We start from the raw sequence: 17,036 nt of genomic DNA, 5'->3' as shown, positions 1-17,036 counted from the left end.
CGGCTCAGCGCGCGCCCAGCCGCCGGTAGGCGCGCGAGACGAGGCCGAGGAAGGCGGCGTCGCTGCTCAGGTCGACGCCGCCGGGCACGGCCGCCGGTTGGGCGCCGCCGTCGGGCGGCCGGCCCCGGGCACGGGCGCGGATGGCCGCGTCCACCGAGGCGGCCTCGGCGAACGCCTCCAGCCGCTGCCCGCGCAGGCCGGACCGCACGCCCTCTCGCCGGGCCGCGTCCGTCACGCGCTGGTCCAGGTACGGCTCCAGCGCGATCCGGCCGTCCCGGATCTCCACGAACCGCCGGTACAGCCGCAGGTCCAGGTCGCGGAAGGTGACCAGCTCGGTCAGGAAGGGCGCCGGGGCCAGCAGCGCGATGTCCGGGCTGGCCCGGTAGAGCGCCCGCCACAGCGGACGCAGCCGCAGGTGCAGCCGGAAGTCGCGGAACCAGCGCAGCCGCGCGGGCCACCACGACGGCAGGGCCAGGCCGATCAGCACCGCGAGCACGCCGAGCGGCACCAGCAGCATGTCCAGAGGCGCCCGCAGCAGGTCGGGGTAGTCGGCGCCGATCCGCCGGCAGGCGAAGTAGGCCGCCTTGTGCAGGTGGTAGAGCACGGTCAGGGACGCGCCCACGGCGACCAGACGCAGTCCCGCGCTCACCGCCCGGTTCCCCGTCTGGCGGGCCTCACGCAGGGCGAACCAGGTGACGTGGCACAACACCGGCACGAGGTAGCACAGGAAGATGAGCCAGTATTCGAGCACGCCCGGCGTGTCCCCGTAGCGGACGGCGAAGCGCGGGCTGTTGACCGGCGTACGGGCCAGGGCGAAGGTCAGGCACATGCCGAGCAGCACGAGCGCCGGCCAGGCGGCCTCACCCCACGTACGGCGGCGCGGCTCTTCCGGCGGCCCGCCGACCTGCCGCACGAACGTCCCGACCGACCAGGCGAGGGCCAGCATGAACGCGTGGGACACCAGCCTGGCCAGGTTCGGCACGCCGGTCAGCCGCCAGACGACGTCGTAGGCCCAGGGCGTGTTGACCGTCGTCGAGGCGGCGATCGCGGCCAGGATGACGAACACCGCCCGCCCGGCCGGGTCCCGCACCCAGGAGCGCACGGCGGCCAGCCGGTAGGCCGTCAGCGCGCACGCCAGCACCGCGGGGCCGTTGAGCCGCAGCCACTCACCCACGGCCGAGGCCGGACACCCCGCCGTGGATCGCCTCGGCGGTCCCGGTGAGCGCGGCGTCCACGCGCCGGACGTCCGACGCCCGCGGGTGCGACTCCCGGCAGGCCCGCTGCCAGATGAGCGAGGCGAGCAGCTCGGCCTCCTGCTCCTCCTCCGACCCGTAGATCGAACGCCTGAGCACGCGGCGGACGAGGGCGGGGTTGAGGCTGGGGAACAACACGTGCCGCTGGGCCTTCGGGTCGGCCTCGGGGTAGTGGCCGCAGATCACGTGGCTCAGCTCGTGCAGGATGATGTGGTCCTGGTGCGGCGGCGTCGTGTCGGGCTTGTAGAAGATGAGGTCGGTCGCCTCGGTGGCCAGCCAGGCGCCCAGCATCTCGTCGTCGCCGGGCAGCTCCAGGAGCCGGATGGGACGCCCCCGCTCGGCGGCGACCAGGTCGCAGAGCGTTCTGACGCGATAGGGCCGCGGCATCGGTAATCGGCGGGCGATCTCCGCGCAGCGACGCCGCATGAGCCTGAACTTCTTGCCGGCGGGAGTCATACCTCTCCAGGGCTAACAATTCAGCATCGACATCCGATCACGATCGTGTCGCATCCGCTTCGACCATGACAACGTCGTGCTTGCTCTGCCCCTTGGGCCGCCGGCCTAACCACCTCCGCGCCCGCTGCCCGTACCTGCCTCCGACCTGGTTCTTTAGCCGTCGGTTCAATGCTCTGGAGCGGCCGGGCGGCCGTTGACACCATCAGGAGGAGGCGGCGGGCGGCCTCGGACGACGCCCGCGAGGTCCGGGCCGCGCGCTTACCGCAGTTCATCGAAACGTCATCCAGGCGCGGGCGGCCGACCGTCAATCGGAGGGCTTGGAGACACCCCGATGCATATCTCTTCCCAGCGGGACGAGCGGATCGCGGCACTGCCGGAACACCTCCGTGACCAGATGCTGCGGAGACTGTCCGGCCGGTCGGCCGCCGACCCGATCCCGCGTACGGACACCACCGGCCCGGTCCCGCTCTCCCCCGCCCAGGAGCGGCTCTGGTTCATGTACGAGCTGGACCCGGACGCCGTGGACTACCTGGTGCCGCTGGCCGTCCGGCTGAGGGGCGACCTGGACGTGCCCGCGCTGCGGACCGCGCTCACCCGGGTGGTGGCCCGGCACGAGACCCTGCGCACGACGTTCGGCTCCCTGGACGGGCGCGGCACGCAGCGGGTCATGCCGGCCGCCGAGGTGCCGCTGCCGCTGACGGACCTGTCGGAGCGTCCCGGCGAGCTGGACCGTCTGCTGGAGGAGGAGGCCCGCCGGCCCGTGGACCTGCGGGTGGGGCCGGTGTTCCGGGCCCGGCTGATCCGGCTCGGCGCGCGCGAGCACGTGCTGACCGCCCACGCCCACCACATCGTCACCGACGGCTGGTCCTCGCGGGTGCTGCTCGACGACCTGGCCGCCCTGTACGCCGAGGCCGCCGGCGGCCCGCCCGCCGCCCTGCCGCCGCTGCCGGTGAGCTACGCCGACGTCAGCGCCTGGCAGCGGGAGCGGGCCTCGGGGCCGCAGGCCGGGGAGCAGCTCGCGTACTGGCGGCGCCGGCTGGACCGGCTGGCCCCCATGGACCTGCCGACGGACCGGCCGCGCCCGCCGGTCAGGAGCTCCGCGGGGGCGGCGTGCGGGTTCGAGGTGCCCGCGGACGTCACCGGGCGGCTGCGCGAGATCGGCGAGCGGGCCGGCGCCACGCTCTTCATGACGCTGGTCGCCGCGGTGCACACGCTGCTGGCCCGCTACACCGGCCGTCCGGACGTGGCCGTGGCCACCGTCGTCTCCGGCCGGGACCGGGTCGAGACGGAGAACCTGGTCGGCTTCTTCGTCAACACGCTGGTGCTGCGCGGCGAGGTGGACGAGTCGCGCCCGTTCGAGGAGCTGCTGGGCCGTACGCGCACGACGGTGCTGGACGCGTTCGCCCACGACCGGGTGCCGTTCCAGCGGCTGGTGGAGGCGCTGCGCCCGGAACGCGACCCGAGCCGCCCGCCGCTGACGGAGGTGGCGGTCAACCTGCGCAACCTGCCGCCCGGCACGGCCGCCTTCCCCGGCCTGCGGGTCACCGAGCTGCCGCCGCCCGTGCTGGCCGCGAGCATGGACCTGTCGTTCGACTTCACCGAACGGGACGGCGCCCTGGCCGGGAGCCTGGCCTACAACACGAGCCTGTACGGCCCGGACACCGCCGAGCGGATGACTGCCCACCTGGTGCGCCTGCTCGCCGGGATCGCGGCGGCGCCCGGCCGGCCGCTGGCCGGGATCCCGCTGCTCGGCCGGACCGAGCACCGGCTGCTGACCTCGTTGTGGCCCGGGACCGGCGCCGGGCCGGAGACGCTGAGGGTGACGCGGCTGTTCGCCGAGCAGGCGGCGGCCCGGCCGGACGCCCAGGCCGTGGTGTGCGGCGGCCGCTCGCTCACCTACGGCGAGCTGGACGAGCGCGCCGACCGGCTGGCCCGGCTGCTGGCCGCCAGGGGCGCGGGGCCGGAGCGGTACGTCGCGGTGGCGCTGCCCCGGTCGATCGACATGGTCGTGGCGGTGCTGGCGGTGCTCAAGGCGGGGGCCGCGTACCTGCCGGTGGACGTGGGGCAGCCGGCCGGCCGGATCGCGGCCATGGTCGGCGACACCCGTCCGGTGCTGGCGGTGGCCACCCGGGAGAGCGCGTCCGCGCTGCCCGCCGGTCTGCCGTTCGTCGGGCCGGACGACCCGGCGCCCGCCGGACCGCCCGGCGGCTCCCCGGCCGCGCGGCCGGAGAACCCCGCGTACGTGATCTACACCTCCGGCTCCACCGGCCGGCCCAAGGCCGTGGTGGTCACGCACGAGGGCGTGCACGACATGGTGCGCGTCCAGCGCGAGCGCATGGACGCCGGGCCGGGCGCGCGGGTGCTCCAGTTCGCCTCGCTCTCCTTCGACGGCGCGTTCTGGGAGCTGGTGCTCGCCCTGCTGTCCGGGGGCACGCTCGTGGTCGCCGCCGACGACGAACGCCCGCCCGGCGCGCCGCTGGCCGGGCTGATCGCCCGCGAGCGGGTCACCCACGTCACGCTGCCGCCCACCGCGCTCGCGACGCTGCCCGAGGACGGCGTCCCGCGCGGCGCGGTCGTGGTGGTGGCGGGCGAGACGTGCCCGCCCGAGCTGGTGCGCGCCTGGTCGCCGGGGCGCCGGGTGTTCAACGGCTACGGGCCCACGGAGACCATGGTCGGCGCCACGCTGAGCGAGCCGCTGACCCCGGCGGACGCCGGCCCGGGGCCGGTCCCCATCGGGCGGCCGTTCCCGAGCATCCGGGCGTACGTGCTGGACGAGCGGCTCAGGCCCGCGCCCATCGGCGTGCCGGGCGAGCTGTACCTGGGCGGCACGCGCCTGGCCAGGGGGTATCTGAACCGGCCCGGCCTGACCGGCGAGCGGTTCGTGGCCGACCCGTACGGGCCGCCGGGCACGCGCATGTACCGCACCGGGGACCGGGCCCGCTGGCTGGCGAACGGCCGGCTGGAGCACGCGGGCCGCACCGACGACCAGGTCAAGCTGCGCGGGTTCCGGATCGAGCCGGGCGAGGTCGAGGCCGCGCTGTCGGAGCAGCCCTGCGTGGTCGCCGCCGCCGCCGCGGTCAAGGAGGACGCGAACGGGACCAGGCGGCTGGTGGGCTACGTCGTACCGGCCGAGGGCGGCGCGGACCCCGCGGAGCTGCGCGAGGCCCTGCGGCGGCGGCTGCCCGAGCACATGGTGCCGACGGCGTTCGTGATCCTGGACGCCCTGCCGCTCACGCACAGCGGCAAGGTGGACCGGCGGGCCCTGCCCGCGCCGACCGGCGCCCGCCACAGCGGCGAGGAGTACGCCGAGCCGCGCACCCCGGCCGAACGTGCGCTCGCCGAGGTGTGGGCGCGGGTCCTGGGCGTCGAGCGCGTGGGCGTGCACGACAACTTCTTCGACCTCGGCGGCGACTCCATCCTCGGGCTCCAGGTCGTCGCCGGGGCGCAGGCGGCGGGGCTGGCGCTGACCCCGCGCCTGATGTTCCTCCGCCAGACCGTCGCCGACCTGGCCGCCGAGCTGCCCGACGCCCCGACGGGCCGGGACACCGGGGACGGCCCGGTAAGTGGCCCGGTGAGTGGCCCGGTGAGTGGCCCGGTGAGTGGCGACGTGCCGCTCACGCCGATCCAGCACTGGTTCCTGGAGAACCTGGCCGGCAGCCTGCCGCGGTTCAACCAGGCGGTCGCGCTGGAACCGCCCGCCGAAGCCGGTGACGACGCCGTCGAGGCGGCGCTGACGGCCCTGGTCGAGCGGCACGACGCGCTGCGCCTGCGGCTGGAGCGGGACGACGCCGGGTGGCGGCAGCACAACGCCGCCGCCGAGCACGGCCGGGTGCTGCGCCGCGTCGACCTGTCCGGCGTCCCCGAGGACGAGCGCGCCGGGTACGCCCACCGCGCGGCCGTGGAGGCGCAGACCTCGTTCGCGCTCGACCGCGGGCCGCTGATCAAGGCCGTGCTGTTCACCGGCGACGGCCCCCGGCGGCTGTTCCTGGCCGCCCACCACCTGGTCGTGGACGGCGTGTCGTGGCGGGTGCTGCTGTCGGACCTGGAGATCGCCTGCCGCCAGGCCGCCGCCGGAGAACCGATCCGGCTGGGCCCGCGTTCCACGTCGTTCCGCGAGTGGGCGCTGCGGCTGGGCGACCACGCGGCATCCGGCGGCTTCGACCACGAGCTGCCCCACTGGCGGCGGGTACGGGAGCTGGCCTCCGAGGTCCCCCCGCTGCCCGTGGACGACGCCGAGGGCGCGAACGTCGCCGGCGACCTGCGGACGGTGACGGCCACGCTGGACGCCGGCCTCACCCGGCGGCTGCTGCGCGAGGTGCCGGAGGTCTACCGGACGCGCGTCGACGAGGTGCTGCTCGGCGCGCTCGGCCGGGTGCTGGCCGGCTGGGCGGGCGGCGCCCGCGTCCTGGTCGAGCTGGAGGGGCACGGCCGCGAGGAGCTGTTCCCCGAGGTGGACCTGTCGCGCACGGTCGGCTGGTTCACCACCGTCTCCCCCCTGGTGCTGGAACTCCCGGACGGCGGCTGGGGCGACCTGCTCCGGTCCGTCAAGGAGCAGGTCAGGGCGGTCCCGCTGCGCGGACTCGGGTACGGCGCGCTGCGCCACCTGTCCCCCGCGGGGGCCGAGCTGCGCGACGACCGGCAGCCCGAGGTCGCCTTCAACTACCTGGGCCGGATGGAGTCGCGCGGCATGCTGCCGACCCCCGAGGGGACCGAGCGCGACCCGCGCCAGGAGCGCGTCCACCTGCTGGAGGTCAACGCGGTGGTGCGCGGGGACCGGCTGGAGATGCGCTGGTCGTACTCGTGCCGGCGGCATCGGGAGGCGACCGTGGCGGCCCTGGCCGAACGGATGACGGCGGCGCTGGCGGAGATCGTCGAGCACTGCGCGGAGCCCGGCGCGGGCGGCTGCACCCCCTCCGACTTCCCGCTCGCCCGGCTCGACCAGGCCGCCGTGGACCGCGTCGCGGGCGACGGCCGCTCGGTCGAGGACGTCTACCCGCTCACGCCGTTGCAGGGCGGCCTGCTCTTCCACTCGCTGGCCGACCCCGCCGCCGACACCTACGCCTCCCACTTCAGTCTCCTGCTCGACGGCGTGGACGACCCGGACCGCCTGGTACGGGCCTGGCAGCAGGTCACCGACGAGATCCCGGCGCTGCGCACGGCGATCGTCTGGCAGGACGTGCCCGAGCCCGTGCAGGTCGTGCGGCGCGGCGTGCGCCTCCCGGTCGAGCTGCACGACTGGCGCGGGCTGCCGGAGTCCGCGCGGCGGGCCGAGACCGAACGGCTGTGGGCGCGCCGCGCCGAACGCCGCCTCGACCTGGCCACCGCGCCGCTGGCGCGGCTGGTCGTCGCCCGCCTGACCGACACCCGGGTACGGGTCTTCTGGACCGCGCACCACCTCATGCTCGACGGCTGGAGCGCGGCGCAGGTGCTGACCCAGGTGTTCGAGCGGTACGCGGGCCGTCCGGCCCCCGTGCGCAGGCCGTACCGGGACTACCTGGAATGGCTCGGGCGGCAGGACGTGGCGGCGGCCGAGGGGCACTGGCGGCGGGAGCTGGCCGGGTTCGCCGCGCCGACGCCGATCCCGTACGACCGGCCTCCGGCGCGGGCGCACCGGTCACGCTCCACCGCCGCCGTACGGGTGAGCCTGCCCGCCGACCGCTCCGCCCGCCTGTACGAGCGGGCCAGGAACGCGCGCCTGACGGTGAACACGTTGCTCCAGGGCGCGTGGGCGATCCTGCTGTCGCGCTACGCCGGAGAGCGCGAGGTGTGCTTCGGCGCCACCGTCTCCGGCCGCCCCGCCGGCCTGCGGGACGCCGGGTCGATCGTGGGGCTGTTCATCAACATGCTGCCCGTCCGGGTCGAGGTGGACGGCGAGGCCGAGGTGTTCGGCTGGCTGCGCCGGCTCCAGGACCACCAGGCCGAGTGCCGCCAGTACGACTACCTGTCCCCCGCCCAGGTCCACCGGTGCGGCGAGCTGCCGGGCGGCGTTCCTCTGTTCGACAGCGTGCTGGTGTTCGAGAACTACCCCGAGGGCCGGCGCGACGGGCACGGCGTGCGGGTGCTGGAACACCTCGGCGACGAGCGCAGCAACTACCCGCTCATGATCACCGTGCACGCGGGCGACGAACTGACCATCGCCGCCGACTACGACCCGGCGCTGCTCGACGAGGCCACCGCGGCCCGGCTGCTGGGCCACCTGGAGACCCTGCTCGACGCCCTCGCCGACGGCACCGCCCGGCGGACGGCGGACCTGCCCGTGCTCACCGCCGCCGAACGCGCGCAGCTCGCCGCCTGGAACGACACCGCGGCGCGCTTCCCCGCCGCCCGCCCGGTGCACGAGCTGTTCGCCGAGCAGGCCGCACGCACGCCCGGCGACACCGCCGTGAGCTGCGGCCCCGACAGCCTGACCTTCGCCGAGCTGGACGGGCGGGCCGACCGGCTGGCGCACCTGCTGATCGAGCGCGGCGCGCGGCCGGGCACGCTGGTCGGCGTCTGCGTCGAACGCGGCGTGGACGCCGTCGCCGCGCTGCTCGGCGTGCTGAAGTCGGGGGCGGCGTTCGTGCCGCTCGACCCGGACTACCCGCGCGCCCTGCTGGAATCCATGCTGGCCGACTGCGCCGCCCCGCTCGTGGTCACCCGTACGGCGCTGCTCGACCGGCTGGGCGGGACGGAGGCCGTCCTGCTGGACGATCCCGCCCTCGATCCGGCCCGCGCCCCCGCCCGGCCGCCGCGCGTGGACGTCGGGCCGGACGACCTGGCGTACGTGATCTACACCTCGGGCTCGACGGGACGGCCGAAGGGCGTGATGGTCGAGCACCGCAACGTCCACCACATGACCCACGCCTGGGACGCCCGCTACGGCCTGGCCGGGACCCGGCCGCGCTGCCTGGCGGTCTCCAGCCAGTCGGTCGACCTGTTCTTCGGCGACTTCCTGCTGTCGGCGATGTTCGGCGGCGAGATGGTGATCTGCCCGGCCGACCACGTCGGCGACCCCCGCGCCATGGCCGACCTGCTGGTGAGCAGCGGCGCGCACCTCATGGTGACCGTGCCGTCGCTGGCGGCGGCGGTGACCGAGGAGCTGGCGCGCTCGGGCCGGCGGCCGGAGGCGCTGCGGGTGCTGATGGTCGGTTCGGAGGGCTGGCCGGTGGCCGAGGCCGAACGGGTGCTCGCCCGCCTCGGGCCCGGGACGATCGCGGTCAACGCCTACGGCGCGACGGAGACCACCGTGGACTCGACGGTGTTCCAGCTCGGCGCGGCGCCCATGGGGCAGGGGGCGTACGCGCCGATCGGGCGGCCGTTCGCCAACACCCGTGTGCACGTGCTCGACGCCGGGCTGCGTCCGGTGCCCGTGGGGGTGACCGGCGAGATCTGCGTCGCGGGCGACGGGGTCGCGCGCGGTTACTGGGGGCGTCCCGAGCTGACCGCGAGCCGGTTCCTGCGCGACGCCTCCGGGGAGCGCGTTTACCGTACCGGCGACCTGGGCCGCCGCCGGGCCGACGGCGAGCTGGAGATCGTCGGGCGCGCCGACGACCAGATCAAGGTCCGCGGGTTCCGCGTGGAGCTGGGCGAGGTGGAGGCCGCGCTGGCCCGCCATCCCGGGGTGGCCGCCGCCGCGGCGGCCGGGCACCGCGACGAGGCCGGGCGGACGCGGCTGGTCGGCTACGTCGTGCCGGCCGGCGAGGACGTCCCGGGTCCGGCCGAGCTGCGCGCGTTCATGGCCGCGCACGTGCCCGCGCAGGCGGTGCCGTCGGCGTTCACCCGGCTGGACGCCCTGCCGCTGACCGCGGGCGGCACCCTCGACCGGCGGGCGCTGCCCGTGCCCGACGGGCCGCTCGACGCGGCCGTGCCCCGGGTCGCCCCGCGCGATGCCACCGAATCGCTGCTGGCCGGGATCTGGGCCGAGGTGCTGGGGCTGGACGTGGCGGACGTGGGCGTCGAGGACGACTTCTTCGACCTCGGCGGCGACTCCGTCCTCAGCATCCGGGTGATCTCGCGGGTGCGGGCGGCGCTCGGCGCGGCGCCCTCGCCGCGCCAGCTCTTCGACACCCCGACCATCGCCGCCTTCGCCGGCACGCTCACCGCCGCGCCCGTGCCCGACGCCGTCGAGCGGGTCGCGGGCGACGAGGGCCTGCCGCTGTCCTTCGCCCAGCAGCGGTTGTGGTTCCTCAGCGAGTTCGAGCCCGGCGGCTCGGAGTACAACACCGTGTACGGGCTGCGCCTGTCCGGCGAGCTGGACGTGGCGGCGCTGCGTACCGCGCTCGACCGGCTGGTGGAGCGGCACGAGTCGCTGCGCACGGTCTACGGCGACGTGGACGGCCGCGGCACGCAGACGATCCTGCCTCCCGGCCCGGTGCCCCTGCCGGTGACCGACGTGTCCGGCGACGACGATCCCGAACGGGCGATGCGGGAGGCCGTGGAGCGGGCCGCGTCCCGGCCGTTCGACCTGCGGCGCGGGCCCGTGCTGCGGGCCACGCTGGTGCGGCTGGGCGCCGCCGAGCACGCGCTCGCGCTGGTCATGCACCACATCGCGACCGACGGCTGGTCGATGGGCGTGCTCGGCGCCGAGCTGGGCGCCTGCTACGCCGCCGCGCTCCGGGGCGAGCGGGCCGAGCTGCCGCCGCTCCCGCTGCGGTACGCCGACTTCGCCTCCTGGCAGCGCCGGCACCCGTCCGACCCCGGCTACTGGGAACGCCGGCTGGCCGGCCTCACGCCGCTCGCGCTGCCGGTCGACCGGCCCCGCCCGCCGGTACGGGTGGCCGACGGCGCGATGCGCCTGCTCGACGTCGCGCCGGGGACGCTGGACCGGCTCAAGGCGCTGGCCCGCGGGCACGACGCCACGCTGTTCATGGTCCTGACCGCCGTGACGCAGCTCCTGCTGTCCCGGATCTGCGGACAGCGGGACGTCGCCGTCGGCACGGCGACCTCCGGACGCGGCCGGGCCGAGCTGGAGGGGCTGGTCGGGTTCTTCGTCAACACCGTCGTGCTCAGGTCCACCGTCGACGGCTCGTCGTCGTTCGCCGCTTTCCTGGCCGAGGTGCGTTCGACCGTGCTAGAGGCGTTCGAGCACGAGGACGTGCCGTTCGAGCGGCTGGTCGAACTGCTTCGTCCGGAGCGGGACCCGAGCAGGAACCCGCTGGTGGACGTCATGGTGGTGCTGGACAACACGCCGTCGGCCGACCCGGACCTCCCGGGCCTGCGCGCCGCGCCGCTGCCGGCCGTCTCCGGCCAGGTCAGCCACGACCTGACGGTCGACTTCCACGAGCACGGCGGCCGGCTGACGGCGGCCATCGGCTACAGTACCGCGCTGTTCGACCATTCCACCGCCGAACGGCTGGCCGGCCACCTGACGACCCTGCTCGACGCCGTCGCGGCCGACCCCGGCGCCCTCCTGGCCGACCTGCCGATCATGACGGACGCCGAACGGGAGCAGGTCCTGACCGGCTGGAACGGCACGCGCGCCCCGGCGTCGTCCGCGCTGTTCACCGACCTGTTCGCCGAACGGGCCCGCGCCGACGCGGCGCTGCCCGCGCTGTCCTTCCGCGACCGCACGCTCACCTTCGCCGAGCTGGACGCCCGCGCCGACCGCCTGGCACGGCTGCTCCGGGCGCGCGGGGCCGGTCCCGAGACGCTGGTGGGACTGGCCTGCTCGCGCGGCGACCGGACCGTCGTGGCCCTGCTGGCGGTGCTCAAGGCCGGGGCCGCCTTCCTCCCGCTGGATCCCGACCTGCCGGACGAACGGCTGTCGTTCATGCTGGACGACGCCAAGCCGGTGATCGTCCTGACCGACCGGGAGGCGGCGTTCGGCCCGCCCGTGCCCGGCGAGCTGATCATGCTGGACGATCCCGCGCTGCTCGACGGGCAGCCGGACGGCCCGCCGGACTGGCCCGCGCCGCTCCCCGGGCACCCGGCGTACGTGATCTACACCTCCGGCTCGACCGGCCGGCCCAAGGGCGTGGTGCTCGAACACCGCGGGCTGACCAACCTGTTCCTCGACCACCGGGCCGGCCTCATCCGGCCCGAGGCGGGCGGCGGGCGGCTCAGGGCGGGGCTCACCGCGGCGTTCAGCTTCGACACCTCGCTGGAGGGCGTGCTGTGGCTGGCCGACGGCCACGAGCTGCACGTGATCGACGACCTCACGCGGCGCGACCCGGAGGCGCTGCTGTCCTACATCGACCGGCACCGGATCGACGTGCTGGACCTGACGCCGTCCTACGCCGAGCAGCTCGTGCCGCTCGGCCTGCTCACCGGGGAACGGCACCGGCCGGCGGTGGTCATGCTGGGCGGCGAGGCGGTGGGCGAGGCGCTCTGGCACGACCTGCGCACGGCCCCGGACACCGCCGGCTACAACTACTACGGGCCGACCGAGTGCACCGTGGACACCCTGTACTGCCGCCTGTCCGACAGCGAACGGCCCATCGTGGGCAGGCCGATGCGCAACACCCGGGCGTACGTTCTGGACGGGACGCTGCGGCCGGTCCCCGTGGGCGTGGCCGGGGAGCTGTACCTCGCCGGTGACCAGCTCGGCCGCGGTTATCTCGGCCGGCCCGCGCTCACCGCCGAACGGTTCGTCGCCGGGCCGTTCGAGGAAGCGGGCGGGCGCATGTACCGCACCGGGGACCTGGCGCGGTGGCGTCCCGACGGCACGCTGGAGTACCTCGGCAGGACCGACGACCAGGTGAAGGTGCGCGGGTTCCGGATCGAGCCCGGCGAGATCGAGGCGGTGCTCGGCGAGCACCCGCGGGTGGCGCGGGCGACCGTCGTGGTGCTCGGGGACGGACAGGGCGTGCCGCGGATCGCCGCGTACGTCGTGCCGGTGGCCGGGGCCGCGCCGGAGACCGCCGCGCTGCGCGAGTTCGCCCGCGGGCGGCTGCCCGGCTACATGGTGCCGCACTTCTTCGTGACACTGGACGAGCTGCCGCTGACCAGCAGCGGCAAGGTGGACCGGCGCGCCCTGCCGCACCCGTCCGCCACGGACGTGGGCACGGCGGCGGACGAGCGGATCGCGCCGCGCGACGGCGTGGAGTCGGCGCTGGTGGAGGTGTGGGCGGAGGTCCTGGGCGTCGAGCCCGGGGCGTTCGGGGTCGAGGACAACTTCTTCGACCTGGGCGGCGACTCCATCCTCAGCATGCAGATGGTCGCCAGGGCCCGGCGCGCCGGGATCGGCGTCACCACCAAGGACCTCTTCCTGCACCAGACGATCGCCGAGCTGGCCCCGGTGGCTCGCGCCGCCCCGGCCTCCACGGGCGCCGGGGCCGGCGGCGCTCTCGGGGCGGGCGAGGTCACCGGCGGGCCGGTGCCGTTGACGCCGGTGCAGCGGGCCTTCCTGGCCGGTCACCGGGTCGCCCCGCACCACTACAACCAGTCCATGCTGGCCGAGCTGACCGGCCCGGTGGACGAGGAGGTCCTGCGGGCCGCGCTCGCCGCGCTGGCGCGGCGGCACGACGCGCTGCGGTCCCGCTTCGAACGGGACGGCGACCAATGGCGGCAGCACATCGCCCCCGCCGACGACGCGCGGCTGCCGCTGGCCCGGCACGACCTGACGCACCTGGACACGGACACCGACCTGCGAGGGGCCATGGACGAACGGGCCGCCGCCGCGGACGCCGGGTTCGACCTCGCCCGTGGCCCCCTGTGCCGGGCCCTGCTGTTCGACACCGGCCCCGGCCGCCGGCCGTGGTTGTACCTCACCGCCCACCACCTGGTCGTGGACGCCGTCTCCTGGCGCGTCCTGACCGAGGACCTGGAGACCGCGTACCGGCAGGCGGCCGACGGCGAGCCGATCGACCTCGGCCCCGCCTCTTCGCCGTTCGGCACCTGGGCGACCAGGCTGGCCGGGTACGCCGCGGGCGACGGACCGGGCCGGGAGGCCGCGTACTGGACCGGGCTGCCGGATCCGCCGCCGCTGCCCGTGGACCACGACGGCGACAACCTGGTCGGCTCGGTCGCCGTCGTGCCCGGCGCGCTGTCGGAGGAGGAGACCCGCGCGCTGGTCCGCGCCGCCCCCGCCGCCTTCCGCGTACGGCTCCACGAGCTGCTGGTCGCCGCCCTGGCCTGGACCCTCAGCCGGTGGAGCGGCGACGAGCGGGTGGTGATCGACATGGAGGGGCACGGCCGCGAGCACCTGTTCGACGACCTCGACCTGAGCAGGACCGTCGGCTGGTTCACCACGGAGTACCCGGCGGCCCTCACGCTGCCCGGCGGCGACGACTGGGTGAAGATCGTCCGGTCGGTGCGCGAGCAGCTTCGCGCGATCCCCGGCAACGGGCTCGGCTACGGCCTGCTGCGCCATCTCGGGCCGCCGGGATCGGCCGGGGCGGAGCTGGCGTCGCGGCCCGTCCCGCAGGTGGCCTTCAACTACCACGGGCAGGCGGACGCGCCCGGCGGCCACAGTGACGGCCACAGTGACGGCCTCCTTCGCGCCTTCCACGACCCGATCGGCCGCGAGCAGAGCCCGCTGGAGCGGGCCGATCACCTGCTGGAGGTCGTGGGCGCGATCCGGGACGGCCGGTTGTCCTTCGACTGGTACCACTCGCGGAACGTGCACGACCAGGCCACGGTGGACCGGCTCATGGCGGACTTCCTGGCCTGCCTGCGCTCGCTGGCCCGCCACCCGGGCCCCCGCCACGCCACCGGCTCCCGCTCCGGCTTCGCTCCCGGCCCCGACTCCCGCTCCGGCCCCGGCTCCGACCCCGGCTCCGGCCCCAGCTCCGGTGGGGTGGGCTGACATGGACCGCCTCGACCTGCCGGGCCTGCTGGCCGAGCTGGCGCGCGGGCACCGCGTCCCCGGCGCCCAGCTCGCCGTCCACCGAGACGGCCGGACGACGACCGCCGAGTACGGCGTGCAGACCCCCGGCGGCCCGCCGGTGACGGCCGGCACCGCGTTCCCGCTCGGGTCGCTGACCAAGCCGTTCACCGCGACGCTGGCCGCCATGCTGGCCGACGACGGCGACGTGGGCTTCGGCACGCCGCTCGCCGGACCGCTGCCCGAGCTGGGCCCGTACGCCGCGGACCTCACCCTGGGCCGGCTGCTCAGCCACACCGCCGGCCTGGCGGCCAACGCCGAGGACGCCGACCGTGCGCCCAGCAGGCGGGCGTGGGCCGAAGGACACTGCGGGCCCGCCTGGCCCGGCATCGTCCCCGCGTTCTCCTACTCCAACGCCGGGTACGTCCTGGCCGGGCACCTGATCGAGTCCGTCACCGGGATGACCTGGTGGGAGGCGGTCGAGGACCTGCTGCTGGCCCCGCTGGAGATCACGCCCGCGTACGTGGCGGGCCCGCCGACGGCCCGCCGGGCGGCGACCGGCCACACCGTGCACCCGTCCCGGGACGTGGTGGTGGCGGTGGCCGAGGAGGAGTCGCCCGTCGAGGCCCCGGACGGCGCGCTGGCGCTCAGCGCCGCCGACCTGGTCGCCTTCGCCCGCCTGCACCTGGGCGACCCGTCCCTGCCCGCCCTGCTCGGCGCGGACACGCTGCTGCGGATGCGCGTGGACCGGCTGGCCGGCGCCGCGATCGGCCCCTACGGCATGGCGGACGGGTGGGGTCTCGGCTGGGCGATCCACCGCCGCGACGGCGCCGAGTGGTTCGGCCACGACGGCACGGGGGAGGGCACCTCGTGCCACCTGCGCGCCGATCCCGTCAGCGGCACGGTCGTCGCGCTGACCACGAACGCGAACACCGGCCTGGCCGTGTGGCGCGACCTGGTGGACCGGCTGGCGGCGGCGGGCGTCGAGGTGGGCGACCACCGCCCGCTGGCCGCTCCCGGGCCGCCCGTGCCAGGCCCGCCGGGCTGCGCGGGAGCGTACGCGAACGGCGCGGCCAGGTTCGAGGTGGCCGAGGACGGCGCGGGCCGCCTGAGCCTGCGGTCCACGGGCGCGATCACGTGTTTCCCCGGCCTGGTGTTCGCCGTCGGCGAGCCGCCGCCCCACGGCCGCACCGCGCACGCCGGCCGGTTCATCCCCGATGTCCTCAGCGACGCCGGCCGGATCGGCCTGATCCAAGTGACCGGACGACTGGCCCGCCGCCTGCCGCCGGAGTCCTGAACGGGAGGAACACGTCGACCATGAAGGATTCCGCCGTCGAACCCGCACCTGCGCCACTGTCGCGCAACAGGAGCTACGCCACGCTGTGGAGCGGCCAGTTCCTCTCCGAGCTGGGCAACGAGATCAACTTCATCGCGATCCCCCTGCTGATCCTGGCCATGTCCGGCTCCGCCCTGGAGGCCGGGCTGGCCTCGTCGGTGGTGGCGGCCGGTCACATGATCGCCAACCTGCCGGCCGGGGTGATCGCCGACCGCTGGGACCGCAGGCGCACCCTGCTGATCTGCCAGACAGGGCGGGCGCTGGCCATGGCCTCCGTCGCCGCCGCCGTGTGGCTGGACGTCTACTCCTTCCCGCACATCCTGCTGGTGGCATTGCTCGACGGCCTGCTCGGGGCCGCGTTCGAGCCCGCCGAGCAGGCCGCGCTGCCGCAGGTGGTGCCCGCCTCGCAGCTCTCGCGGGCGGTGGCGGCCAACACCGCGCGGCCGTTCATCGCGACCCTGGTGGGACCGGCGCTGGCCGGTTTCCTGTTCGCCCTGCAGCGGGCGATCCCGTTCGTGGTGGACGCCGTCATGCTCGCGTTCTCCTCCGTCGCGCTGCTCTTCCTGCGGCTGCCCGCGCGTCCGGATCCGGCCGGGGAGGAGCGGGGGCCGGGCGGTGACCTCGTGGCCGGGTTGCGGTGGGTGCTGGGCCGGCGGGTCATCAGGACGACGCTGCTGTGGATGCTGCTGTCCAACCTGGTCTTCACCGCCCTGATCATCATCGTGCTGGCGACGTCCCACGAGGACCAGGTGGGCGCCGGGGTGATCGGGCTGAGCATGGCCTGCATGGGGGCGGGCGGGCTGCTCGGCGCCGCGCTGGCCGACCGGCTGCACGCCGCGCTGCCCGCGCCGGTGGTGATCGTGGGCTTCTCCTGGGTCACCGCCGCGCTGACGGCCCTGATGGCGGTCGTGCCGAGCGGCCTGCCGCTCGGGCTGCTGCTCGGCTGCGCCGCCTTCTTCGTCCCCCTGGCCAACACCACGATCCTGACCTACCAGATCACCGTCACCCCGGACGCGCTGCGCGGCCGGCTGACGGGCGTCACGGGGCTGTGCGGCGGCGGCGCGGCGGCGCTCGGGCCGCTGCTCGGCGGAGCGCTGGTCACGGCGGGGACCGGCGGCATCCTGGCCTGCGCCGCCGCGCTCGCCCTCGTGGCGACCGCGACCACGCTCAGCCCGACCCTCCGCCGCTTCCCCACCGCCCGCCACTGACCCACCTCTCCGACCCTCTCCGACTGGACGCCGGCGGGGGC

Annotated in this window: 5 protein-coding genes; 3 read left to right on the top strand and 2 right to left on the bottom strand. The window is 75.7% G+C overall.

Annotated elements, in window-relative coordinates:
- Nucleotides 1–4: 4 nt before the first annotated feature.
- Both ACIA8R_RS42245 and ACIA8R_RS42240 read right to left on the bottom strand, forming a co-directional pair.
- Nucleotides 5–1,174 (bottom strand): MAB_1171c family putative transporter, encoded by a 1,170-nt coding sequence (locus ACIA8R_RS42245; protein WP_364094861.1) that lies wholly within the window; start codon nucleotides 1,172–1,174, stop codon nucleotides 5–7.
- Nucleotides 1,167–1,709, bottom strand: a complete 543-nt coding sequence (locus tag ACIA8R_RS42240) for a hypothetical protein (protein WP_357701530.1) — start codon at nucleotides 1,707–1,709, stop codon at nucleotides 1,167–1,169. The genes ACIA8R_RS42245 and ACIA8R_RS42240 overlap by 8 nt, the downstream gene beginning before the upstream one ends.
- Before the next feature lie 331 nt (nucleotides 1,710–2,040).
- On the opposite strand from ACIA8R_RS42240, the gene ACIA8R_RS42235 reads away from it, so the two are divergent.
- The 3 genes from ACIA8R_RS42235 to ACIA8R_RS42225 are packed head-to-tail and all read left to right on the top strand — an operon-like array spanning nucleotide 2,041 to nucleotide 16,995.
- Nucleotides 2,041–14,433, top strand: a complete 12,393-nt coding sequence (locus tag ACIA8R_RS42235; RefSeq protein WP_397043193.1) for an amino acid adenylation domain-containing protein — start codon at nucleotides 2,041–2,043, stop codon at nucleotides 14,431–14,433.
- A gap of 1 nt (nucleotide 14,434) precedes the next feature.
- The gene (locus tag ACIA8R_RS42230) at nucleotides 14,435–15,748 is read left to right on the top strand and encodes a serine hydrolase domain-containing protein (RefSeq protein ID WP_397043191.1); all 1,314 of its coding nucleotides are present in this window, start codon (nucleotides 14,435–14,437) and stop codon (nucleotides 15,746–15,748) included.
- Between the two features lie 20 nt (nucleotides 15,749–15,768).
- Nucleotides 15,769–16,995, top strand: coding sequence for an MFS transporter (locus ACIA8R_RS42225; protein WP_364094872.1), 1,227 nt, complete (start codon nucleotides 15,769–15,771; stop codon nucleotides 16,993–16,995).
- Nucleotides 16,996–17,036: the final 41 nt, after the last annotated feature.

Origin of the sequence: Nonomuraea sp. NPDC051191 (genome assembly GCF_044455665.1) — a bacterium.
Classification (GTDB): Bacteria; Actinomycetota; Actinomycetes; order Streptosporangiales; family Streptosporangiaceae; genus Nonomuraea.
This window is presented reverse-complemented; position numbering and strand designations above follow the sequence as displayed.

What these genes read in the sequence shown, in the direction of transcription:
- ACIA8R_RS42240 (WP_357701530.1), bottom strand. Translation starts at nt 1,709, where the DNA reads ATGACTCCCGCCGGCAAGAAGTTCAGGCTCATGCGGCGTCGCTGCGCG.
- ACIA8R_RS42235 (WP_397043193.1), top strand. Translation starts at nt 2,041, where the DNA reads ATGCATATCTCTTCCCAGCGGGACGAGCGGATCGCGGCACTGCCGGAA.
- ACIA8R_RS42230 (WP_397043191.1), top strand. Translation starts at nt 14,435, where the DNA reads ATGGACCGCCTCGACCTGCCGGGCCTGCTGGCCGAGCTGGCGCGCGGG.
- ACIA8R_RS42225 (WP_364094872.1), top strand. Translation starts at nt 15,769, where the DNA reads ATGAAGGATTCCGCCGTCGAACCCGCACCTGCGCCACTGTCGCGCAAC.